This is a genomic window from Streptomyces sp. AC550_RSS872, from assembly GCF_019049285.1.
Taxonomy (GTDB): Bacteria; Actinomycetota; Actinomycetes; order Streptomycetales; family Streptomycetaceae; genus Streptomyces.
This window is the reverse complement of the sequence record NZ_JAGMUL010000015.1, coordinates 219287-240872: the sequence shown is the minus strand read 5'-3', so window position 1 is coordinate 240872 and position 21586 is coordinate 219287. Positions and strand designations below refer to the sequence as shown.

Genomic DNA, 21586 nt, shown 5'->3' with positions numbered 1-21586 from the left:
GCGCGCCCGGGATGCGTGTGATCCCCAGCCTCCCGGCCTCCGGAGAGGCGAGGGCGGGGGACGACGATCCGCAAGGAGGGCCGGGCCGTTCACCGGCGGCGGACCTTGCCGAGGGCTACTGGACCGCCTCCACCGCGTACGGCATCAGCCAACCCCGGGGCCGTGTACGGGCGTCGGCCGCAGAGCGGCACAGGAGGCCTGCCCGCGCCTGCGGCCGGCCCGGGCCATCAGTTCTCCTGGAGGACGGAGAGGACATTACCGGCGGGGTCGGTGAACCACGCGATCGCCGCGGGGCCGCCGTTGCCGACCCGGACGACGCCCTTCTCGTCGTGGTCGAATCCGGAGTAGCGCTCGAAAGTCACGCCGCGCCGCTCCAGTTCTCCGACGGCGGCCTCGATGTCGTCCACGGGGAAGTTGAGGATCGTGAACGACGCCGGAGTGTGGTTCTCCTTGGGGTAGACGAAGACCTGTGCGCCGCTGCCGAGCCTCAGAATCAGCATCCGCATGTCACCCTGCCCGGACTCCGCCACGTCGAGGCCGAGGATCTCACCGTAGAAGCGGCGGGCCTCGCCGAGGTCGTCGACCGAGAAGCCGCTGAACGCCTGCGATTGTCCGAGCATGCCGTGTGTCTCCTTCGCGGTGAGCCGTCCTGGCAACCCAGGGGGTTGTTTTGAAAGTCCCGTGCGGTACCCGCGCCCGCCGCCGCAGCGGCTGTGTCGCAGCCGGTGCGTGCCCTCGGCGTGCCGGGCGCTGCGGGTGCTGTGCGGGACCTTCAGAACACCCCCTAGGGCACACCACGCATGCCGAGGGCCGGACGCGCGCCGCGCGGGTGGCGTCCGGATGGTCGTGTGTCCTTCACCCGCACGAAGCGCCCGCCCCGGCTCCAGGAAGCAGTGCCCTCGGCCCGACATGCGCGGTCGACCGGTTCGGTGGAGTCTGGGGATCATGGAGCGTAAGCACGGGCGGCGGGCCGACGCGGCCTCCGACGTGGAGGCCGCGCTCGACGACCTCTACACCACGCCGCCGCCCGGCTTCGTGGCCCGTCGTGAGGAGCTGGCCGCCGCGGCCAGGACGTCCGGCCGGGCCGACGACGCCCGGCGCATCCACGCCGCCCGCCGCCCCACGCGCGCGGCCTGGGCGGCCAACCTGCTGCTGCGCTCCCAGCCGGAGGAGAGCCGGCGCTTCCTGGAGTTGGGGCGGGCGCTGCGCGACGCCTATCGAACACTGGATGCCGACGGGATCAAGGAGCTGTCCGAGCAGCGCAGGAGTGTCGTCTCCGCCTTGTCCCGGCAGGCCGCCGAGCTGGCCCGTGCGGGCGGACACCGCCTGTCGGACGCGGCGCAGCAGGACGTCGAGTCCACCCTGCGGGCCGTGCTCGCCGACGAGGACGCGGCCGACCAGTGGGCCACGGGCCGACTGGAGAGCGCCCTCACACCTCCCTCCGGCTTCCCCTCCCCCGCCGGCACCACCACGGCCGCCGGTACCTCGCGCAAGGCGCCGCAGCGCACAGCGGCTGCGCCCGCGTCGGCGTCGGCGCCGGCTGCGCGGGCGAAGGACGACCTGGCCGACCGGCGACGCCGCAAGCGGCAGGAGGAACTCGCCCGGGCTCGCAAGGCGGCCAAGGAGGCCGAGCGGCGCCTGCGCGATCGGCGTGCGGAGCAGGCGGACGCCGACGCCGGGTTGAGGCAGGCACGCGACCGGTACGACCGGGCCCGTCAGGAGGCCACGGCTGCCGAGCGGCAACTCCAGCAGGCACGCGAGGAACTCGAGCGTGCCGACCGGGAACAGCAGGAAGCCCAGGATCGGCTTCAGGTCAACGCTGACGCCCTGGCCCGGGCCGAGCAGGCGGCGGGCGAGGCGGCCGACGAGGTGGAACGGCTCGCCGCGTCCGACAGTTAGGACGGTCGGGGACGGAAGGCGCGGCCCCGACCGCCGTACACGGAGAGGAAACCCCGTGGAGTCGGTGATCGTCGCCGTGCTAGCGTCCGCACGCCGGCCGCGGGACTTCGGTGCGACTTCCGGAACCTGCCTGTAAAGCAATGATTCGCAGCTCGTGCCTCCATTCCCCGGCCGGCTTCAGGCAGGGGGACGCGGGAGTGGGCGGGGGCATGGAGACGTTCGGGGATCTGATCGCGGCCGATGACGTGCTGCTGTTCGTCAATGCCGCGATCACCGCCACCGGGCAGCGTGAGTTCCACTCCGACGCCGGTGCCCAGCGGCTCTCCCTCGACTTTCTGCACGCGTACATGCTGGGCAACTACCGCGACCTCTATGCGGGCGTGCTCGCACTCGACATCAACGACCACAACGCCGCGCTGATCATCCGCCGGCTGCTGGAGTCGGCCGCCGAGGCCACCGTGGAGCAGCGGCGAAGCGAGGGGCGTCTGATCGCCGGGCGGCTGGCTCTGCTGCCGCCGCAGCGGGTCTACGGGCTCTTCGGCGCGCTGCGCCGTGCCGGGATGAACAACCGCCGCACCCGCGCGCTGCTGCGCGACTGGCTGTCCACCCGGCCCGATCTGGCCTTCGACGCGGTCAAGTACCGAAGTGGCCTGAAGGCGGCGCTGCGCCACGCGCATCTGCCGCCCGGCGACGACGAGATCGGCACGTTCCTGTTCGCGCCGCTCAGCCGCGCCCGCTACGCCTCCCCGATCCTGGAGACCTGGCGTCGCGCGCACTTCGAGCAGGCGGCCCTCTACGAGCTTCCGTACACCGTGGCCGAGGGCTTCGCGGCCCGGCACGGCATCCCCCGCAAGGTGTTCCTTGAGCGCATCGCGCCGCGGTTGACGCGTCGGGAGGCGCTGCGGTTGCAGGAGGCCGCGCAAGCGCAAGGACCTGCGGCAGCGCAGGCGTTGCGGACCGACCTGTCCCGGATGCCGCTCACGCGGCTGGCCGGATATGTGCTCTCGCTGCCGGCCGCGGAGCGCGCCGAGCGGCGCGAAGAGCTGAACGGCGCGCTGCGCACCGCCGCCCGGCGGGTCGCCGGCGTGCACCGCGGGACATGGGGCCGGGTGACCGCCGTACTGGACGACAGCTTCTCCTCGTACGGTTCGGGCGTGAAGCGGCGTCGGCCGCTGACGGTGGCCCTGGCCTGCCACTATCTGCTCGGTGCGCTCGCCGGGGACTATCGCGGGCTGTGGACCTCCGGGCGCCGCGATGCGCTGTTGGCGCACCCGGTGGGTCCGACGCCGCTGGGTGAGCGGATCCTCGACGGGCTGGAGACGGGCCCGGACCGGCTGGTCGTCGTCTCCGACGGCTGGGACAACGCTCCGCCCGGACTCGCCGCCGAGGTCCTGCGCGTCTGGCGCACCCGCCTCGACGCCGCACGCCGCACCAGCGTCGTCCACCTCAACCCGGTCTACGACGCCGCGGACTTCGACGTCCGTCGGCTGGCCGCGAGTGTGCCCACCGCCGGTATCCGCGACGCGGAGGACCTGCCGGCGCTCGTCGAGATCGCCCAGTTCAGCGAGGGGCGGACCGGTCTGGCCGAGCTGAAGGCCTACCTCGACGCTCGCGCGGCCCGGCTCACCGAGGGGAGTCCTCGATGACGGCGTACGAACCGGACACGGTCCCCTCCGCCGGGCCTTCCGGGCTGCTCGCCGGGCTTCGGACGCGCCCCTCCCAGGTGTGGGGAGCCGTGCGTCTGGTGCCGCTCGTCCGTCCCGAGCCCGTCCAGGACCTGCGGCTGCATCCGCGGATCCACGACGGGCCCGGCCTGGTCGACCTGGGCCGCCGCAAGGGCGCCTACTACTCGTACATTCCGCACAGCTTCGTCGCCGAGTGGACCGGCGACGGGTCCCCCGCCGCCGCGTACGGCACCCAGCTGACCGGTACCCGGCCGGAGCAGGAGGCAGTGGAGGCCGTACGGCTGCATTTTCATCGCCGTATGGCGCGTCGGGAGGCCAAGCACCGGCTGCGCTTCCTGCCGCTCCACCTGGCGTTGGAGGGCTACCTCGCCCTGCACTTCGGCGGACCCTCGATCGCCTGGGAGGAGTGGTCGCGGCAGGCCGTGCGCCAAGGGCTGTCCCCACGGGTCGAGGCGGCCTTTCTCGGCACCGAGGTGCCCGGACTGGCCGACGCGTTGAGCGTCTTCGAGATCCACCCCGGTCAGTGCGGTGTCCTGGTCCATCTGGCCGACGCGCTCGCCGCGGCGTTCGTCGTGCCCCACCCGGACGACTACCGCACGCTGCACCCCACCTTGGTGCGGGATCTGTACGGCGACCTGGTGCACCACTACGCGACCCTGATGCCGCCGGTGCCGGACTTCAGGGCCCGCGTCACGGACGCCGGCGTCCGTTCGCTCGGCGATCTGCGGGCAGCCGTCGTCCGGCAGACCGCTCAGTGGGCCGCCTTCCACGACACCACCATGGCGGCGGGGCTGCTCGAACAGGACTGCACCTGGGAGGAGGTGCGGCGGATGGGGCGTTTCACGCTCTCCCGTTTTCTGCCGAGGTTCCGTCCCAAGCAGGACAACCACATCGGTGAGGCGATCAGCGACGAGCAGGGGCGGACCGTCTACCTCAAGACCTTCCGGCTGTCCGAGAGTCAGGTACGCCGCGGCTATCTGCTCAGCCGGCTCGCCGCCCACGACTGGCACCTGGCCGACACCGCCGCCGCACTCGGCATGGAGAAGGCGCAACTGTGCCATCGGCTGGAGAGTGCCGGGTTCGGTCATCTGCTGCGGCCGGACATGAGGGGTCGTCAGCAGGCAAGGGATTGGCCTGCACCAAGGCTTTGACAGGGCGTTTCCCAGCGTGGACCAGCTGGTGAGCAGAGCGGCGGCGGACGGGGCCGAGGGGGCGGCCTGTTCGGCGGCCTCGCCGCCCGTGCCGAACTGGACGACAGCGGTCACGACCGGTTCACGGCCGCGGCGGAACGGGCCGGCGCGCGCTGCTGGGCGGCGGCCCCTGCACGGCCTGCTGCCCCTGCACGGCCTGCTGCCCCTCACCGTCACCGAAGCCCTCTGCGGGCCCGGGCGCGGCGTCGGCCGGCACGACGCCGCTGAACCGGGCCGTGCCCTGGGCGGGCAGCAGACGGCGGGGGAGCACTTCGACGTTCGTCCCGCCGCCGCCGAACCGATGACCGGCGACCGCACCCTGAACCACTTCGCGCAGCTGGTGCGCAGCAGGCTGGACCTCGGTCAGGCGCCGGAGTCCCACACGTCCGGGCCACCGCCGCGCCACTCGATCAGCCCGGTCTGCCGCACGTAGTCGGGGTCCGCGCCCTCGATCCCGGCCCGGCGCAGGAACTCGGCCACGTCCAGCAGGCCGTACGCCATCCCCAGGAACTGGTCGTCGACCCGCACCCGCCGCCCGCCGTCCACGGCGGGCGGGTAGACGACGACGGGCTGCGCACTGGCCATGGCACCAGGGTGGGGGGTGGGACGCTCCCCCGCATGTGGGGGGCGGCACTTGTCCCTTACGGTGGCTTAGGGATGTACGGCCTTCCTGAGTCGGACCCGGAGTCCGAGCGTCGGTCCTGGGCACCGCTGCTGGCGGTGTGCGCCGGGTACTTCATGGTGATCCTGGATGTGACGGTCATCAACGTCGCCGTGCCGGTGATCGGCCGCGAACTGTCGGCGTCGCTCACCGGGATCCAGTGGATCACCGACGGCTACACCCTGGTCTTCGCCGGTTTCCTGCTGACCGGTGGCGCGCTCGGCGACCGGCTGGGCAACCGTCGGGTCTTCTGCTCGGGCGTGGCCGTGTTCACCCTGGCCTCGGCCGCGTGTGCGCTCGCGCCGAACGCGCCCTTCCTCGTGGTGGCCCGGCTGGTGGAGGGACTCGGCGCGGCTCTGATCGTGCCCGGTTCGCTGGCCCTGCTCCAACAGGCGTACCCGGGGGCGGCCGAACGGTCGCGGGCCTTCGGGCTGTGGGGTTCGATGGCGGGCATCGCGGCCTCCGCCGGGCCGCTGCTGGGCGGGTTGCTCGTCTCCACGGTGGGCTGGCGCTGGGTGTTCCTCGTCAACCTGCCCGTCGGCGCCGTCTGCCTGGTGCTGACGCTGCGGCACGTGGCCCGCTCGCCCAGGAACGCGGACCGGCCCCTGGACTGGCCGGCGCAGTGCGCGGTCGTGGCGGCGGTGGCGCTGCTGACCGCGGCGCTCAACGAGGCCGGACGGCGTGGCTGGTCCGATCCGGTGGTGCTCGCCGGGGTGGGCCTGGCCGTGGCGGCCGCCGTGGCGTTCGCGGTGCGCGAGCGGCTGGCCCGGTCCCCGGTGCTTCCGCTGAGCCTGCTGCGCTCACGTGCGATGAGCGGTGGGGCCGTCATCGGTCTGCTGTTCAACTTCGGCTTCTACGGCATGGTGTTCACCGCCAGCCTGGCATTCCAGCACCACCGCGGCTTCAGCGCCCTCGGCACCGGCCTTGCGCTGTTCCCGGCCGTGGCGATGACCATGTTCGCCTCCGTCCTGTCCGGGCGGCTGAGCGGCCGCACCGGCGACCGTCCGCTGGTCGTCTCCGGCATGGTCCTGGCCGCCCTGGGGCTGGCCGGCTGGGCCGCGGCGGGGGCCGACGCCGCCTACGCGCTGCTGGTGGCCCCGATGATGGCTGCGGGGTTCGGTACCTCCTTCGCCCTCACCGGCTCGACCGCCACCGTGATGGGTGCCGCGCCCCCGGCGTACTCGGGGGCCGCCTCGGCCCTGTTCAACACCACCCGCCAGGTCGGCAGCGCCACCGGTGTGGCCCTCGGCGGCAGCCTGCTCGCCTCGGCCACCGACTTCGACACCGGGCTGCGCACCTGCATGGCCATCGGCGCGCTCGCCTACCTGACTGCCGCCGTCCTCGCACGGCTGTGCGTGCCGGGCAGGTCCGAAGGGACGTAGGGCAGGGACAGAAGGCCTTCCGGCTCGGTCGGCCTTCTGCGTGTTCCGGCTCGGTCGTCAGTCCTCGGCGACGACCCGGATCGTGCCCAGCTGCTTGTCGGCCGCGTCGGGCAGGTTCATGCCGGCGCGGACGCCGGTCGCCAGGTAGCGCAGGACGGGCTCGGTGAGGAGTTCACCCGGGAGGATGGCGGGGATGCCGGGCGGATACGGCGTGATCATCTCGCCGGCGACGCGGCCCTCGGCCTTGTCCAGGGGTACGTCCGTGTGGTCGCCGAAGTAGGCGTCGCGGGGCAGCCGGACCTGTTCCGTGCGCAGGTCGGCCGGGGCCGGCACCTCGACGCGGGGCGCGTCACGCAGTGCGTCGGCGTGGTCGGCCAGGTCACGCAGGGCGGTGAGCAGACGAGCGGTGGTGCGGTCGTCGTCGGCGTGGGTGAGCTGGGCGCTGACGCGCCGGTGGTCGAAGAGGTGCATGTCGATGTGGTGGTGCTCGCGCAGCCAGTCGGCGGCCCGATAGCCGGTGGTGTCCAGGGCGTCGATGTCCATCACGACCGGGAGCGGGTCGAACTCGGCGGCCCGTCCGGGACCGCAGAAGTCCGCCGCGTCGTCGACGTGGAAACCGTCGATCTCCTCGATCGCGGCACGGGTCCGCAGGGCCAGGGCCAGCGCCCGGTCCATGAGCGCACGGCCGTGCTGGACCATCTGCCGCCGCCACGCGTCGATCCCGGCGTACAGCAGGACGTTGGGGCTGGTGGTGCCGAGCAGGTCGGCGCGCGCGGCGAGTTCGGCGGGGTCGAGGAGGTCGCCCTGGAGGTGGAAGACCGACCCCTGTTCCAGGCCGCTGCCCATCTTGTGGATGCTGGTGACACAGACGTCGGCGCCCGCGTCCATGGCCCATGACGGCAGCGCGTCGTGGAAGGGCAGGTGTGCTCCCCAGGCCTCGTCGACGATCAGGGGCTTGCCCCGGCGGTGGCAGACCTCGGCGATGGCGCGCAGGTCGGCCGCCGAGCCGTACGGGGTCGGGCTGGTGACCAGGGCGCCGTCGGCATCGGGATGTTCGGTGAACGCCTTGTCGTAGGCGGCGGCCGACGGCGGATGGGCGAGGTTGCGTTCCGCGTCCCACTGCGGTTCGACCCACGCCGGCCGGACGCCGGACAGGATGAGTCCGGCGACCACGGACTTGTGGGCGTCCCGTCCGACGAGAAGGCTGTGACCCGGGCAGGTCACCGTGAGCATGGCCGCCTTCACGGACAATGAGCTGCCGCAGGTGGAGAAGAAAGTGTGCTCGGCGTGCACGGCGTCCGCCATCAGCTCCTCGGCCCGCTCCAGCACCCGGCTCCGCAGAAGGCGATCGTCCAGGCCTCCGTCGGCCAGCACGTCACCGAGGTAGACGGCGTCGCCGAGGACGGCTCGTGCCCTGGGGTCCGCGCCGCGCGCCTGCTTGTGGCCGGGCGGGCTGAAGCCCAGTTCGCCGGTCTCGTGGTAGCGGGAGAGGGCGTCCAGTACGGGCGCTTCATCGTGGTGGGGACGCATGCTTGCGGAGTTCCCAGGGGCACCCTGCGCATGCCTCACTCCGTCCGGTCCCGTCCTGCGGGGGCGAGCGGCCCGGCGGGCCGACCGGACCAGCGGCTCAGGCGCTCGCCGCCCGCCTGGATGCCGGATGGGCCACACAGCCCCCGATGCCGGCCGGTACCCCGGCCGCAACGACCGGCAGGGCCACGGCCACGCCCGCCCACAACAACAAGGTGCCGATGGCCGCACCGGCGTCACCGGCGTGGTGTTCAGGCCCGCCCCGTGCCGCCACATCGTCGCGCTGCGCACCCGCGGCGGAGGTCAGCAGCCACCGGCGCGGGCAAGCGGCCGTGGCGGCGCCGAGACGGCTGCCGGCCACCGCGAAACCGAGGAAGAGGACGCTGCCCGTGGCGCGGGACATGACCGGCCGGCCGCATCCGGCCCCGGAGGTCACCGACACTCGTTCAGTCGGCCTTCCGTACCGCCGCGTCGAGGAGGGGGCCCAGCTCGTGGGTCACGGTCGTCAGGGCGCGGACGTCGCGTTCGGCGCGGGCGATGAGGATCGCCCCCTCCAGGGTGCTGATCATGAGCGTGGCGAGCGCGCCGGCCCGCTCCTCGGGCACGCCCATGTCCACCAGCGCCCCGGCCACGGGCCCGGTCCAGGCTGCGAACGCGGCGGCCGCGGCCTCCCGCGTGGACACGGTGGCCTCCGCGCAGTCCACCGTGGCGGCGGCGACCGGGCACCCGCCCGCGAAGTCTGAAGTCTCGTACTCGTCGGTCCACTGGCGCACCATCTGCGCGAACAGCCCACTGGGCGTCGGCTCGGGCAGCGCGGCCAGGAAACGGGCGACTCGGTTGCCCGCGTACCGGCCCGCCCAGCCCACCGCTTCGTTGACCAGCTGCTCCTTCCCGCCGGGGAAGTAGTGCTGCAACGAACCGCGCGGTGCCCCGGCATGTGCGGCGACCTCACGCATCCCCGTGGAGGCGACCCCGTCGCGCCGGATCAGCTGGGCCGCGCTGAAGACCATCCGCTCCCGTGGCCCCCGTTCGGACACCGCCATCCCTGATCTCCGTCCGCCCGTCTCAGAAGTCTCCAGACGTTCCCGAAGGTGCCCGAAGGTACTGGAATCCATCCTATGACCGCCGTCATAGTGCCGATCGTTATGACCGCTGTCATAGTAGGCGGCAGGGACACCTCGGCCTTGGTGCGGATGAGAAGCGGCGGTGCATCGTGTACGTGGGTTTCGTCGGACTCGGGGTCATGGGACAGCCCATGGCGCTCAACCTGGCTCGTGCCAGGACGCCTCTCGTCGTCTGGAACCGCACCCGGGACCGCTGCGCCCCTGTGCGCGCCGCAGGCGCCGAGATCGCGGAGAGCCCCGCCGAGGTGTTCGAGCGGGCGCGGACGGTGATCCTCATGCTGGCCGACGAAACCGCCCTGGACACCGTCCTCGGGCCCGGCACCCCGGACTTCGCGGCGCGCACCGCCGGGCGGACCGTCGTCCACATGGGCACGACCGCCCCGGAGCACTCGGCAGCCTTGGAGAGCGCCGTCCGGGCCGTGGGCGGACGCTACGTCGAGGCCCCGGTCTCCGGTTCACGGGTCCCCGCCGAGCAGGGCGAGCTGGTGGCGATGCTGGCGGGCGACGACGATGCGGTCGCGGCCGTACGCCCTCTCCTCGCGCCCATGTGCCGCCAGACGTTCGACTGCGGCGGCGTACCCGGGGCCCTGCTGATGAAGTTCTCGGTCAACCTGTTCCTGATCACCCTGGTCACCGGTCTGACGGAGGCGTTCCACTTCGCCGACCGGCACGGGCTCGACCAGCGCCTGCTCCGGGACGTCCTGGACGCGGGTCCGATGGCCAGCGCCGTCTCCCGGATGAAGGGGCCCAAGTTGCTGGACCGGGACTTCGCGGTCCAGGCGGCCGCCGCGGACGTGCTGAAGAACAACCGGCTCATCGCCGAGGCCGCCCGCAAGGCCGATGTGGCCTCGCCCCTGCTCGACATCTGCCATGCCCTCTACGGCGAGACGGTCTCCCAGGGCCATGGCGGCGAGGACATGATCGCCGTACTGCGCGCACTCGAAGCCCGAACCGACGGGGCGCGGCTCCCTCGTCCCTGAGACCGCGCCGGCCCCGCCCCCTCGGCCTCAGGTGTGGTCTCTCATGCCGGGCCGACAGGGCCGTTGCCCTGGACCGCCTTCGTGGCCTCCTCCGGGACGGGTGCCTCCGCCTGCCGCGGTACCGACGGGGTGCGAGGGCGGGTGATCCACGCGGCGGCCGGTTCGGTGAAGCGGGCGGTGAGCGGGCCGAGGACGACGAGGATCAGTACGTAGGCGGTGGCCAACGGGCCCAGGGACGGCTCGATGCCGGCGGTGACCGCGAGGCCGGCGATGACGATGGAGAACTCGCCGCGGGCGACCAGCGTGCCGCCGGCTCGCCAGCTGCCCTTGGTGCCCACTCCGGCCCGCTTGGCGGCCCAGTAGCCGGTGGCGATCTTCGTGGCGGCCGTGACCACGGCCAGCGCGAGAGCGGGCAGGAGCACGGGCGGGATGCTCGCGGGGTCGGTATGCAGGCCGAAGAAGACGAAGAACACCGCGGCGAACAGATCCCGCAGCGGCGCGAGGAGGTTGTGGGCTCCCTCCGCGACCTCGCCGGACAGGGCGATGCCGACGAGGAACGCGCCCACGGCCGCGGAGACCTGGAGCTGTTGGGCGATCCCGGCGACCAGCAGGGTCAGGCCGAGGACGACGAGCAGCAGTTTCTCCGGGTCGTCGCTGGAGACGAAGCGGGAGATGTGGCGTCCGTAGCGCACGGCCAGCAGCAGGACGAGACCGGCCACACCGAGGGCGATGGCGAGGGTGAGGCTGCCCGCCGCGAGCCCGGCACCGGCCAGCAGGGCGGTGAGGATCGGCAGATACACGGCCATGGAGAGGTCCTCGAGGACCAGGATGCTCAGGATGACCGGGGTTTCGCGGTTGCCGAGCCGGCCCAGGTCGCCGAGGACCTTGGCGATGACGCCGGAGGAGGAGATCCAGGTGACGCCGGCCAGGACGACGGCGGCGACCGGGCCCCAGCCCAGCAGCAGGGCCATCACGGCGCCGGGCAGGGCGTTGAGCGCGGCGTCGACGAGACCGGCCGGGTACTGGGTCTTGAGGTTGGAGACCAGGTCGCTTGCCGTGTACTCGAGGCCGAGCATGAGGAGCAGCAGGATGACGCCGATCTCGGCGCCGATCGCGACGAACTCCTCGCTGGTGCCGAGCGGCAGCAGACCGCCCTCGCCGAAGGCGAGCCCGGCCAGCAGGTAGAGAGGTACGGGTGAGAAGTGCAGACGCCCGGCCAGTCGGCCGAGGAGGCCCAGCCCGAGGATGATCGCGCCGAACTCGATCAGGAAGATCGCGGAGGAGTGCATCGCTCAGTCCCGCCCGAGTATCTCTGCGGCCGCCTCCACACCCTCGCGGGTGCCGATCACGATCAGGATGTCTCCGCCGGCCAGCCGGAAGTCCGGCGTCGGCGAGGGGATCGCCTGGGCCCGCCGGAGCACCGCGACGAGCGAGGCGCCGGTCTCGGTGCGCATCCGGGTGTCCCCCAGGACCCGCCCGTTCCAGTAGGAGGCCGCGGACAGCTCTATGCGCTCCGCCACCAGTCCCAGGTCGGTCGTGGACAGCAGGTTCGGGCTGTGGTGGGAGGGGGTCAGCGCATCGATCAAGGAGGCGGCCTCCGGCTCCGTCAGACGCAGCGACTGGGCGCACGCGTCCGGGTCGTCGGGCCGGTACACGTTCACCGTCCGGGTTCCGTCCCGGTGCGCGATCACCGACAGATGGCGGTGTTCCCGCGTGGTGAGGTCGTACTGGACACCGATACCCGGCAAGGGGGTGGTGCTCATCCGCGGAGCAGGCACAACCCCTCCCTCCCTGTTCATTTCACTGCGACGGTCGTGCGGCACGCGGCGGAGCGGACCTGTCGGACCGCCGCGGCGAAGGTCATCGTGCCAGGTGCGGACGGGCCGGGAACATGGGTGTCAGCACGGATGGACGCACCGCGCCCACGGCGGTCAGAGTGGTGCGGGGCAGTGGGCCCCGTCCCAGGTCAGACCCCCGGTGCGGGCCGGGCGGCGGTGACAGGAGACAGTGGAGGTGAGGGGCACCGGGAAGGGAACGCGACCATGACGTTGTACTGGCGGATCTTCCTTCTCAACGCGGCGGTGTTCCTCGCCGCGATCCTGATGCTCCTCGGCCCGGTCACCGTCTCCACCCCGGTCCTCCTCGGCGAGGCGCTGGTCCTGCTCGCCGGGTTGGTGGTGATGCTGATCGCGAACGCCCTTCTGCTGAGGATCGGGCTCGCGCCGCTGGCCCGGCTGACCCGGGCCATGGCGACCGCCGACCTCCTCAGACCCGGCAGTCGTACGACCGTCACCGGCCCCGGCGAGATCGCCGAGCTCACCACGGCCTTCAACGCCATGCTCGCCCGGCTGGAGGCGGAACGGGCCACCAGCTCCGGCAGAGCCCTGTCCGCGCAGGAGGCCGAGCGGCAACGCCTCGCCCAGGAGCTCCACGACGAGGTCGGGCAGACCCTCACCGCCGTGCTGCTGCAGCTCAGGCACACGGCCGATCACGCCCCCGACGCGGTGCGCGCCGACCTGCGTCAGGCGCAGGAGACCACCCGCGCCGGCCTGGAGGAGATCCGCCGTATCGGCCGCCGTCTGCGCCCCGGCGTCCTGGAGGAGCTCGGCCTGCACAGCGCCCTGCGGGCCCTCGCGACCGAGTTCACGAACTCCCGTCTCAGTGCGACGGCCCATATCGCGCCGGGCCTGCCGCCGCTCGACCCGGCCACCGAACTCGTCCTCTACCGCATCGCCCAGGAGGGGCTCACCAACACCGCACGCCACGCCGGCGCCACGCGCGTCGAGATCCATCTGCGCCCGCTGCCGGACTCCCGGGTGGGTCTGCTGGTCCGCGACGACGGCCAGGGCATCGGTACCGCGCCCGAGGGTGCCGGCATCAGCGGTATGCGCGAGCGCGCTCTTCTCATCGGAGCCGACCTCGCCATCGGCCAGGTCCCGCGGGGCGGAACCGAGATACGGCTGGACGTGACCGGCGGCACATCCGACCACCGTCCTCGGGAGAACGTGCGATGACTGCACCGGCCCGCATCCTGCTCGCCGACGATCACGCGCTCGTCCGCCGCGGCGTCCGCCTGATCCTCGACGCGGAACCGGACCTGACCGTCGTGGCCGAGGCGGCCGACGGCGCGGAAGCCATCGCAATGGTCCGGGACAACGACGTCGACCTGGCCATCCTCGACATCGCCATGCCCCGCCGGACCGGCTTGCAGGCCGCCCGTGAACTCGCCCGCATCCGTCCCGGACTGCGCACGCTGATGCTGACGATGTACGACAACGAGCAGTTCTTCTTCGAAGCGCTCAAGGCCGGCGCCTCCGGCTACGTCCCGAAGTCCGTCGCCGACCGCGACCTGGTCGAGGCCTGCCGTGCCGCCCTGCGTGACGAACCCTTCATCTACCCCGGCGCCGAGTCCGCCCTCATCCGTACCTACCTCGACCGCGCCCGCGCAGGCGCCCGGCTGCCCGCCCGCCCCATCACCGAACGTGAGGAGGAAATCCTCAAACTCGTCGCCGAGGGCCACTCCTCCAAGGAGATCGCCCGTCTCCTGGTGATCAGCGTCAAGACGGTCGAACGGCACCGCGCCAACCTGCTTCAGAAACTGGGCCTGCGCGACCGCCTGGAACTCACCCGCTACGCCATCCGTGTGGGCCTCATCGAGCCCTAGGTCCCGCGGGAACTCCAGGCGGACCTGCTCGGCCCGTGCGACGGTGGGAGTACCGCGACGGCCGTCCAGGAGGTGCACATGGGCGAAATGATCAACGCCGACGGTGTCGAACTCTGGGTCGAGCGCCGGGGCCGGGGGCCCGACGTCCTGCTCATCGCGGGGCTCGGCGATCCCGCCGAGGCCTGGCAGGCACAACTCGACGGTCTGTCGGACCGCTACCGGCTGACCGCCTTCGACAACCGCGGCGCCGGGCGTACGCGTTCACCCGAGGAGTCCGTCACCGTCGCGCGGATGGCCGACGACGCCGCCGCCCTGCTGCGGGCGCTCGACGTGCCGGCCGCCCACATCGCCGGATTCTCCGGAGGGAGCTTCATCGCCCAGGAACTGGCACTCCGTCACCCAGCTCTCGTCCGCAGCCTCGTGCTCATGAGCACGGTGGCCCGCCCGGACGCCTACTTCCGTTCCATGACGGGCTTCTGGCGCTGGATGGTCGAGAGCGCGCCGAGCGAACGCGCCCTGCTCGAGGCGTTCTACCTGTGGATCTACACGCCTCGCGCCCACGCGGACGGCACGGTCGACCGGCTCGTCGAGGAGACGCTGGCCTTTCCTCACCCCCAGTCGGTCGAAGCCTTCCAGGGCCAACTGGCCTCGTTCACCGGCCATGACACGCTCGACCGGCTGCCGCAGATCGCCGCCGCGACGCTCGTCCTGGCCGGTGAACTCGACATCGCCACGCCGCCGCGATTCGGCCGCGAGGTCGCGGAGCGGATCCCGGGCGCCGAGTTCGAGGTGCTGCCCGGCGAGGCCCATCAGCCCTTCCAGGAGACCCCGGAGCTGTTCAACGCCCGGGTCGACGCCTTCTGGCGTCAGGTCGAGGAGCGCGGCTGACCAGGCCGGGTCGGTGTGGGCCGGGGGCGCCGGCCTGATCCGCCGGTGATGCGGCGTCGCCCGGTCGGGCGCAGACCGGACGGGTGAGTGACACGTACTTGCGTCGTGGCGAGACCGCGTCCTCACCTCGGTCGACCGGACCATCGTCGCCATCGCCGCCCCCGACACCGGCGAACAGGTACGTGCCCTTCACGGGCGCATGCGCCGGACCTGGAAGGTGAGTCCCTCCGGGCTGCTGATCCGGGCAACGGGACGCCCGGCCTCGTCGAACCAGGTGGAAGTGTCCCGGTCTTGGTCCTGCGCGCGCCCCGCGACGTGGTGCGGTTCATCGACCCCGACCACGAGTTCCCAGCGCGGGGCCGCCGGGTCGGACCCGTCGGGGGCGACGAAGTCGGCACACTCCGGCGGCGTTCCCATGGCCTGCCGGTAGAAGTGCCGGGCTTCGTCGGGCTGATCGCAGGCCAGCACCATGCGGTGCGGGGCACCGGCCAGGTGGGGCGGGAACGTCCATCCGGTGAATCGGCGGGGCTGCCACAGGGAGAAGGCGGCGCCCATGGGGTCGACCAATGTCGCCGTACGGCCCTGGTCCCCCGCGTCGAAGGGCGCCACCACAACACGCGCACCCAGCTCCGTCGCCGCTTCGGTGCGGCGGTCCACGTCGTCGACCGCCAGGTAGTAGGAGACATGTGCGGGCGTCCGCGAGGGGTAGACCGGGTTGGCCAGGTCGCTCACCCCGCCGATGGAGTGACCTCCGGTGGCTATCTTCGTGGCCTTGCGCCAGTCCCCCTCATCCACCGCGAAGCGCCAGCCGAGCGTCTCGGCGAAGAAGGCCGCGGTGCCGGGTAAGTCCCGGGTCTTGAGGTCCATCCAGCAGAATTCGTTCAGGGAACCCAGGCGGGGCGGCATGGTGTGCTCCTTGTCGTCCCATGCTGGGTACCGCCTGTCCGGACGGCTTCGCAAGCGCGTTTCACGGTCTCGGTCAGGTGTCGTACTGCGCATCCCCGGGCTCCAGTGCGCCGGAGCCGGTGTCGCCGGTGAGGCGGCGGTAGGCCGCGCGGGCGTGGAGCAGGCGGGCCAGGGCGGTGCCGACGAGGGCGGCGACGAGCAGGCAGGTCAGCCAGAAGGTGTCGCGGTGCGCTACCCAGGTGAGGATTCCGGCGGGTGGGATGGCGAAGCCGTTGAGGAAGAGCCAGCACAGCAGGGCGGTGCCGGGGGCCGCGGTGAAACGGGCGCACAGGCCGAGCAGGGCGGCGAGCAGGGACAGCACGGCCAGGGCGAGGCCGGGGCGGTCGGTGCCCACGACGGAGTTGAGCAGCGCCACCAGCACCAGTGCCCCGCCGAACGCCGCGGCCCACACCAGCGGGGTGGCGACGGGCCGTGGGACAGGCCTGGCACCGCTGCTGACGGACACCCACTCGATCATGCTGACGTTCCCTCCCCGTCATCTCCCCGATGCGGACGGAGGCGGGACTCCGGTCCCCCGGCATCGGCGCCGTGGATCCTGGCCCTCCATTGTCCCAGGCTCCGCACGGCCGCCTTCCCCGCGGTCGACTCCGGGCCCTCGTTAGGGTGTCACCGAACGTTGACCGGAGGAACATCCGAACCAGACAGGGGGACAGTCGTGGGGGTCACGCGTCTGAGCCGTACGCCGTTGCCGGGCATCGGGGTCCGTTACGACCTCACGACGCGCGAGCAGCGTCGCCTGTCGGTGGTCGCGCACCGGGACGGGGCGCGGACCCTGAACGCGTACCGGCAGGACGATCCGGACGCGTGCGCGCTGTCGGTGCGGATGACCTCGGGCGAGGCCGAGGCCCTCATCGACGCCCTGATGCCGGCGCACCACAGCCCGAACCTGCTGTCCACCACCGAACTGGGCCTGGTGGCCGAACGGATCGAGCTGTCGTCGCTCTCGCACTGGAACGGGCGGGTCCTCGGCGAGACCCGGATGCGCACCGAGACCGGCGTGTCCATCGTGGCCGTCCTACGACGCGCCGAGGCGATCCCCTCCCCCGGGCCGGACTTCCGGCTGGCCGGCGGCGACATCCTGATCGTGATCGGCACCCGTGAGGGCGTGGACGCGGCCGCCGGCATCCTCCGCCGGGAGTGACCGGCCGCTGTGGAACTCCGGTTGCCGCCGGCGCGAGGAACGGGTGAGGCGGCGGGCCAGGGGCTCGGTCCAGCGGGCGGCGAGCGGGCCGAGGACGACCAGGATCAGGACGTAGGCCGTGGCCAGCGGGCCGATGCGCGGTTCGACCCCGACCGCGAGTCCGGCGATGACGATGGAGAACTCGCCCCGCGCCACGAGGGTTCCACCGGCCCGCCAGCGCCCCTTGGACGAGATCCCGGCGCGGCGGGCGGCCCAGTAGCCGGTGACGATCTTCGTGAAGGTGGTGACGGCGGCCAGGGCGAGGGCGGGCAGCAGTACGGGCGGGATGTCCGCGGGGTCGGTGTGCAGGCCGAAGAAGACGAAGAACACCGCGGCGAACAGGTCCCGCAGCGGTGTGAGGAGGTTGCCGGCCCCTTCGGCGACCTCGCCGGACAGGGCGATGCCGACCAGGAACGCGCCCACCGCCGCCGACACTTGGAGCTGCTGGGCGATGCCCGCGACCAGCAAGGTGAGCCCGAAGACGACCAACAGCAGCATCTCCGCGCTGTCCGAGGAGACGGCACGGCTGATGAGGCGGCCGTGCCGCAGCGCCACGTACAGCACGGCGCCGACCGTGCCGAGGGCGATCAGCAGGGTCACGGCGCCGCCCGCCAGGCTCACCCCGGCCAGCAGCGCGGTGAGGATCGGCAGGTAGACGGCCATGGAGAGGTCTTCCAGGACCAGCACGCCGAGCACGACGGGGGTTTCTCGGTTGCCGAGCCTGCGCAGATCGCCGAGGACCTTGGCGATGACGCCGGACGAGGAGATCCAGGTGACCCCGGCGAGGGCCACGGCGGCGATCGGGCCCCAGCCGAGCAGCAGGGCCATGGCGGCGCCGGGGGCGGCGTTGAGGACGAAGTCGACGGCGCCGGAGGGGTATTGGGTCTTGAGGGTGTCGACCAGTTCCGAGGCGCTGTACTCCAGGCCGAGCAGGAGCAACAGCAGGATGACGCCGATCTCGGCGCCGGTGGCGACGAACTCCTCGCTGGCTTGCAGGGGGAGGATGCCGCCGTGGCCGAAGGCGAGTCCGGCGAGCAGGTACAGGGGTATGGGCGAGAAGCCCGCCCGGCCGGCGAGGCGGCCCAGCAGCCCCAGGACGAGGATGATCGCCCCGAGTTCGATGAGCATGGCAGCGGTGTTGTGCACGGGCGTCGGACCTCCGTGATCGGTTCGGCGGCGTCTGTGCCTGTTGCGGGTGCAGGCGGCCGGGCTTGAGCTCCGGACGGGCCGTGGGGTGCTGTTGCCGGTTCGCGCGCCGTCGCTGGGACGGGTCGGATTCGTGGCGTCGCCCGGCGGGACGGCGCCGAGCTTCGTGTCCCGGAACCGAGCGCGACGGCTCAGCGGGCGGCGCGATGGGGTTCGCGGGCCCCGGCATCGGGCCGGGGCAGGGCGGGACGCTCGTCAGCGCGAGGAGCGCCCGGCCGGGTCGGTGGCGCTGTCGGTATCAGGGACGCCGTCGCGGGCGGCGTTCTCGACGCGGACCGGGACGTCGACGCGCACGCAGGCGACTCGGCTCATCCCACGCCCCCCATCACGTCGGCCGGAATGCGGCGACGACCACCCCAACGACTGAGCGAGCCCTCGCTCAACGGAGCGTAAGGGCTTGGTAAAAGATTCTAGCGCACCCCAACAGCCTGTCGTCGTACGGACGGTGGTTCACCGGCGTGCCATGGGCTTCAGAGGTACGGCGGAAGGCGCTGCTCCGGCCGCGCGCGATGCGGGTCGAGCAACTGCACGGCGATACCGGAGAGGACCAGACCGGTGGCGATGAGCAGGCCGTCGGGCAGCACGACACCGGTGATCAGCACGGCCACGGCGGTCAGGAGCATCCACCACGCTCCGGTACGCCGGTACTCACGGGGCGGTGCGGGGCGCCCGGTGCGCAGCGCCTCGGCGAACCGGGGATCGTCACGTGCGAGTCGCGCTTCGAGAGCGACCAGGCGCTCGTCGTCGGGGTGGGGCATGGCTCCTCCTTCCCGGAGACCGTCACCGTCCAGGGGCGGTTGAGACGGCGGGTTGACGGGCCATGGGTGGTTTCTCCGACGCCGGGCGTCGTGCACAAGGTCAGGCAGGCCGTCGGCGTACCACGCGTCTGCCGGTCGGGGGCGTCTCGCCGCTCCCGCCCACTCCCGCCACCGCGCCCACCAGTCATCCTTCCTGGCGGCACACACGCACAAACGCTCGACGAAGGGCCTGCACGAACCCTGCCGACGACATCCGACGGCCCTGCACCAAGGGGATTGCCGTCCCGCGGATCACCCAGCGAAAGACGCGCTGGACAACGGGGGCGCACAGCGCGGTCATGACGGCTGCGGCGACCAGCGTGACAGTGATTTCACCGACGGGCTGCCGGATCCAGGCAGGCTCGTACCAGTCCCCGTACTTGGCGGCCTGGGCGACGAAGCCGTGCAGCAGGAAGCCGGCCAGTGTGCCGGCGCCCAGCGCGGTGAACCACGTCCGCCGTCCGGGCACCCAGGCGAGGAAGCAGGCGACCAGGACGACGGAGCAGCCGAAGGCGGCCAGGGTCATCACGGGGCCGTACCAGGCCGGCGCGGCCAGTTCCTCGGCGCTCTCGCTGTGGAAGAACCAGGCGTAGTTCATCCATGAGACCGCCCAGTACGCGACAGCGAGGGCACAGACAGCGACCGGTACGGCCAGGACACGCGCCGAACGGCGGCGGACCAGTCGGAAGTGCTCCGGCCTCAGCAGCAGGCCCAGCACGAAGTACGGCAGGAACTGAAGGACACGTTGCAGACCGAGGTCGTCGCCGATGGAGGGCGAGAGCGTGGCGAGCATGGCGACGGCGAGCGCGAGCGGCAGCGGCCACCGCACGAGCCGCCAGACCGGGGACGTCAGCCGCCAGATGAACAGCGCCGCCAGGAACCAGGTCAGGTACAGCGGGTCCAGCAGGCTGATCGGCCGGTCGGGATCCTCGCTGGTCCACCGTGTGAACAGGGTGTACGCCACCTCGAAGACCACATAGGGAAGCGCCACACCCGTCAGCAGGCGTCCGATCCTGCGCGGTTCCGCCTCGAAGCCGCGCGAGAAGTAGCCCGAGACCACCGCGAACAACGGCATGTGGAAGGCGTACACGAGCATGTACAGCGCGGTGACGGCCCGGCTGCCGTCCCGCAGCGGCTCCCAGGCATGGCCGGCCGCCACCGGCAGGATCGCCAGGTACTTGGCGTTGTCGAGAAACGGGTCCCGCTGCTCGGCCCGTCTCTCACCCGCCCCCGCGGACGGCAGCGGCTGCTGCCGTCGTTCCGGTGCGCGTGTGACAGTGGGTACGGGTGTGGTGTCAGCGGACATCGCCAGCACCCTAAGCACACTTCCCCGTGCTGGTTCAACCACAAGGCCGGCTGTCGCACACGTACGAGCCACCCCGTCCCCGCGCCCCGCACCGAGTGGCTCGGTGATCACACGGTGGCCGGCCCAGGTGCAGGGTGCGGACGAACAGTTCGGCGGAGTCGTGCTCCAGGGCGCCCTGGGCGGCCGAGTGCCGGGCGAGCGCGACGAGTTCCTCGGGGCTGCGGGCGGAGTCCGGCTCCTCGGCGGGCTCCTGGCCGAAGCGGCGGAGGACACGGTTCGCGGTGTTGTTCAGATGGTGGATGAACGGGCCGACGCCGGCCGTGAAGCCGCTCTGCGGCCCCGCGACCACCTTCGCGTCCGCGAGCGGCCGGGAGATCGCCCAGTTCTTCGGCACCAGCTCGCCGATCACCGTCAGTACGACGGTGGAGACGACCGCGCCCAGCACGGTCGCCACGGACCAGGCGGCCCCGCCCAGGCCGAGCGCCTGAAGCGGGCCGCTGAGCAGCGCCGCGAGCGACGGTTCGGCGAGCATACCGATCACCAGAACTCGGCCGCGGCGAACAGCGCACAGGCTTCTGGTTCGGACCGACATCTCGACACCTGGTAACTTCTACACTGCTGTAGAAGTCAACGACATATGGAGCCCTCATGGCCCTGTGGGACCGCATCAAGGAGTCCGCATCGACGATGCAGACCCAGCTGGTGGCGAAGAAGAACGACCTCAAGAGCGGCGCCTTCCGCGACGCGAGCATGGCGATGTGCGCGCTCGTCGCCGCGGCCGACGGCACCGTCGACTCCTCCGAACGGCAGCGCGTTGCCCAACTGATCGCCACCAACGAGGTGTTGCAGAACTTCCCCGCCGACGATCTGCGCCGGCGGTTCGAGGAGAACCTGAACCGGCTCACCACCGACTTCGACTTCGGCAAGGTGAGTGTGATGCAGGAGATCGCCAAGGCGAAGAAGAAGCCCGCCGAGGCGCGTGCCGTGATCCAGATCGGCATCGTCATCGGCGGCGCGGACGGCGACTTCGACAAGGACGAGCAGGCGGTGGTCCGCGAGGCGTGCTACGCGCTCGACCTGCCGCCGCACGAGTTCGACCTCTGATCGGCCGGCGTCAGCACTCGCCTGAGC

General features: G+C 72.0%; 22 protein-coding genes and 2 pseudogenes. 10 read left to right on the top strand and 14 right to left on the bottom strand.

The features are described from left to right. Positions 1–227: 227 nt before the first annotated feature. Positions 228–620 carry a VOC family protein gene (locus KUM44_RS07415; protein WP_217206954.1) on the bottom strand — a complete coding sequence of 131 codons (393 nt, stop codon included), beginning with the start codon at positions 618–620 and terminating at the stop codon, positions 228–230. A 325-nt stretch (positions 621–945) separates the two neighbouring features. On the opposite strand from KUM44_RS07415, the gene KUM44_RS07410 reads away from it, so the two are divergent. The 3 genes from KUM44_RS07410 (at position 946) to KUM44_RS07400 (ending at position 4735) form a co-directional block, all read left to right on the top strand. Next, entirely contained in the window at positions 946–1899 is a 954-nt protein-coding gene (locus KUM44_RS07410) for a hypothetical protein (protein ID WP_217206953.1), read from the top strand. 209 nt (positions 1900–2108) lie between these two features. Next, a complete protein-coding gene (locus tag KUM44_RS07405; protein WP_217206952.1) occupies positions 2109–3545 on the top strand; it encodes a hypothetical protein in 1437 nt (478 codons plus the stop codon). Further along, the gene (locus tag KUM44_RS07400) at positions 3542–4735 is read left to right on the top strand and encodes a hypothetical protein (protein ID WP_217206951.1); all 1194 of its coding nucleotides are present in this window, start codon (positions 3542–3544) and stop codon (positions 4733–4735) included. The genes KUM44_RS07405 and KUM44_RS07400 overlap by 4 nt, the downstream gene beginning before the upstream one ends. 121 nt (positions 4736–4856) lie before the next feature. Here KUM44_RS07400 and KUM44_RS07395 read toward each other — a convergent pair whose 3' ends face one another. Both KUM44_RS07395 and KUM44_RS07390 read right to left on the bottom strand, forming a co-directional pair. Beyond that, a complete protein-coding gene (locus tag KUM44_RS07395) occupies positions 4857–5156 on the bottom strand; it encodes a hypothetical protein (protein WP_217206950.1) in 300 nt (99 codons plus the stop codon). Then, positions 5138–5359 carry a hypothetical protein gene (locus tag KUM44_RS07390; RefSeq protein ID WP_217206949.1) on the bottom strand — a complete coding sequence of 74 codons (222 nt, stop codon included), beginning with the start codon at positions 5357–5359 and terminating at the stop codon, positions 5138–5140. Before KUM44_RS07390 ends, KUM44_RS07395 begins: the two co-directional genes overlap by 19 nt. 72 nt (positions 5360–5431) lie before the next feature. On the opposite strand from KUM44_RS07390, the gene KUM44_RS07385 reads away from it, so the two are divergent. Next, positions 5432–6817, top strand: a complete 1386-nt coding sequence (locus tag KUM44_RS07385; RefSeq protein WP_217206948.1) for an MFS transporter — start codon at positions 5432–5434, stop codon at positions 6815–6817. 57 nt (positions 6818–6874) lie between these two features. Here the strand turns inward: KUM44_RS07385 and KUM44_RS07380 are convergent, their stop codons facing one another. The 3 genes from KUM44_RS07380 to KUM44_RS07370 form a co-directional block, all read right to left on the bottom strand. After that, complete coding sequence (locus KUM44_RS07380) at positions 6875–8347, bottom strand: aminotransferase class I/II-fold pyridoxal phosphate-dependent enzyme (protein ID WP_217206947.1); 1473 nt, start codon at positions 8345–8347, stop codon at positions 6875–6877. A 97-nt stretch (positions 8348–8444) separates the two neighbouring features. Next, on the bottom strand, positions 8445–8747 hold the full coding sequence (locus KUM44_RS07375) for a hypothetical protein (protein WP_217206946.1): 303 nt from the start codon (positions 8745–8747) through the stop codon (positions 8445–8447). Between the two features lie 43 nt (positions 8748–8790). Further along, on the bottom strand, positions 8791–9387 hold the full coding sequence (locus KUM44_RS07370; RefSeq protein WP_217206945.1) for a TetR/AcrR family transcriptional regulator: 597 nt from the start codon (positions 9385–9387) through the stop codon (positions 8791–8793). A gap of 170 nt (positions 9388–9557) precedes the next feature. On the opposite strand from KUM44_RS07370, the gene KUM44_RS07365 reads away from it, so the two are divergent. Continuing rightward, a complete protein-coding gene (locus KUM44_RS07365) occupies positions 9558–10448 on the top strand; it encodes an NAD(P)-dependent oxidoreductase (protein ID WP_217206944.1) in 891 nt (296 codons plus the stop codon). Positions 10449–10489: 41 nt separating this feature from the next. Here KUM44_RS07365 and KUM44_RS07360 read toward each other — a convergent pair whose 3' ends face one another. Both KUM44_RS07360 and KUM44_RS07355 read right to left on the bottom strand, forming a co-directional pair. Beyond that, a complete protein-coding gene (locus tag KUM44_RS07360) occupies positions 10490–11737 on the bottom strand; it encodes a cation:proton antiporter (RefSeq protein ID WP_217206943.1) in 1248 nt (415 codons plus the stop codon). A 3-nt stretch (positions 11738–11740) separates the two neighbouring features. Then, the gene (locus tag KUM44_RS07355) at positions 11741–12211 is read right to left on the bottom strand and encodes a cation:proton antiporter regulatory subunit (protein WP_217206942.1); all 471 of its coding nucleotides are present in this window, start codon (positions 12209–12211) and stop codon (positions 11741–11743) included. 279 nt (positions 12212–12490) lie between these two features. On the opposite strand from KUM44_RS07355, the gene KUM44_RS07350 reads away from it, so the two are divergent. The 3 genes from KUM44_RS07350 (at position 12491) to KUM44_RS07340 (ending at position 15000) form a co-directional block, all read left to right on the top strand. Beyond that, positions 12491–13462, top strand: a complete 972-nt coding sequence (locus KUM44_RS07350) for a sensor histidine kinase (RefSeq protein WP_217206941.1) — start codon at positions 12491–12493, stop codon at positions 13460–13462. Continuing rightward, positions 13459–14112 (top strand): response regulator transcription factor, encoded by a 654-nt coding sequence (locus KUM44_RS07345; RefSeq protein ID WP_217206940.1) that lies wholly within the window; start codon positions 13459–13461, stop codon positions 14110–14112. The genes KUM44_RS07350 and KUM44_RS07345 overlap by 4 nt, the downstream gene beginning before the upstream one ends. Before the next feature lie 78 nt (positions 14113–14190). Further along, positions 14191–15000 carry an alpha/beta fold hydrolase gene (locus KUM44_RS07340; RefSeq protein ID WP_217206939.1) on the top strand — a complete coding sequence of 270 codons (810 nt, stop codon included), beginning with the start codon at positions 14191–14193 and terminating at the stop codon, positions 14998–15000. A gap of 189 nt (positions 15001–15189) precedes the next feature. Here KUM44_RS07340 and KUM44_RS07335 read toward each other — a convergent pair whose 3' ends face one another. Both KUM44_RS07335 and KUM44_RS07330 read right to left on the bottom strand, forming a co-directional pair. Continuing rightward, the gene (locus KUM44_RS07335; protein WP_217206938.1) at positions 15190–15906 is read right to left on the bottom strand and encodes a VOC family protein; all 717 of its coding nucleotides are present in this window, start codon (positions 15904–15906) and stop codon (positions 15190–15192) included. A 73-nt stretch (positions 15907–15979) separates the two neighbouring features. Then, positions 15980–16423, bottom strand: coding sequence for a hypothetical protein (locus KUM44_RS07330; protein WP_217206937.1), 444 nt, complete (start codon positions 16421–16423; stop codon positions 15980–15982). A gap of 366 nt (positions 16424–16789) precedes the next feature. Here KUM44_RS07330 and KUM44_RS47125 point away from each other — a divergent pair. Further along, positions 16790–17026, top strand: a pseudogene (locus KUM44_RS47125) (cation:proton antiporter regulatory subunit); the annotation flags it as partial. Here the strand turns inward: KUM44_RS47125 and KUM44_RS07320 are convergent. From KUM44_RS07320 to KUM44_RS07305, 4 genes and pseudogenes are all read right to left on the bottom strand, one after another. Continuing rightward, positions 16982–18292 (bottom strand): cation:proton antiporter, encoded by a 1311-nt coding sequence (locus KUM44_RS07320; protein WP_308402523.1) that lies wholly within the window; start codon positions 18290–18292, stop codon positions 16982–16984. The pseudogene KUM44_RS47125 and the gene KUM44_RS07320 overlap by 45 nt on opposite strands. Positions 18293–18822: 530 nt before the next feature. After that, a complete protein-coding gene (locus tag KUM44_RS07315) occupies positions 18823–19110 on the bottom strand; it encodes a DUF3040 domain-containing protein (RefSeq protein ID WP_217206936.1) in 288 nt (95 codons plus the stop codon). A gap of 184 nt (positions 19111–19294) precedes the next feature. After that, a complete protein-coding gene (locus KUM44_RS07310) occupies positions 19295–20455 on the bottom strand; it encodes an acyltransferase family protein (protein ID WP_217206935.1) in 1161 nt (386 codons plus the stop codon). 124 nt (positions 20456–20579) lie between these two features. Beyond that, positions 20580–20999, bottom strand: a pseudogene (locus tag KUM44_RS07305) (CNNM domain-containing protein); the annotation flags it as partial. Between the two features lie 104 nt (positions 21000–21103). On the opposite strand from KUM44_RS07305, the gene KUM44_RS07300 reads away from it, so the two are divergent. Further along, a complete protein-coding gene (locus KUM44_RS07300) occupies positions 21104–21559 on the top strand; it encodes a tellurite resistance TerB family protein (RefSeq protein WP_217206934.1) in 456 nt (151 codons plus the stop codon). Positions 21560–21586: the final 27 nt, after the last annotated feature.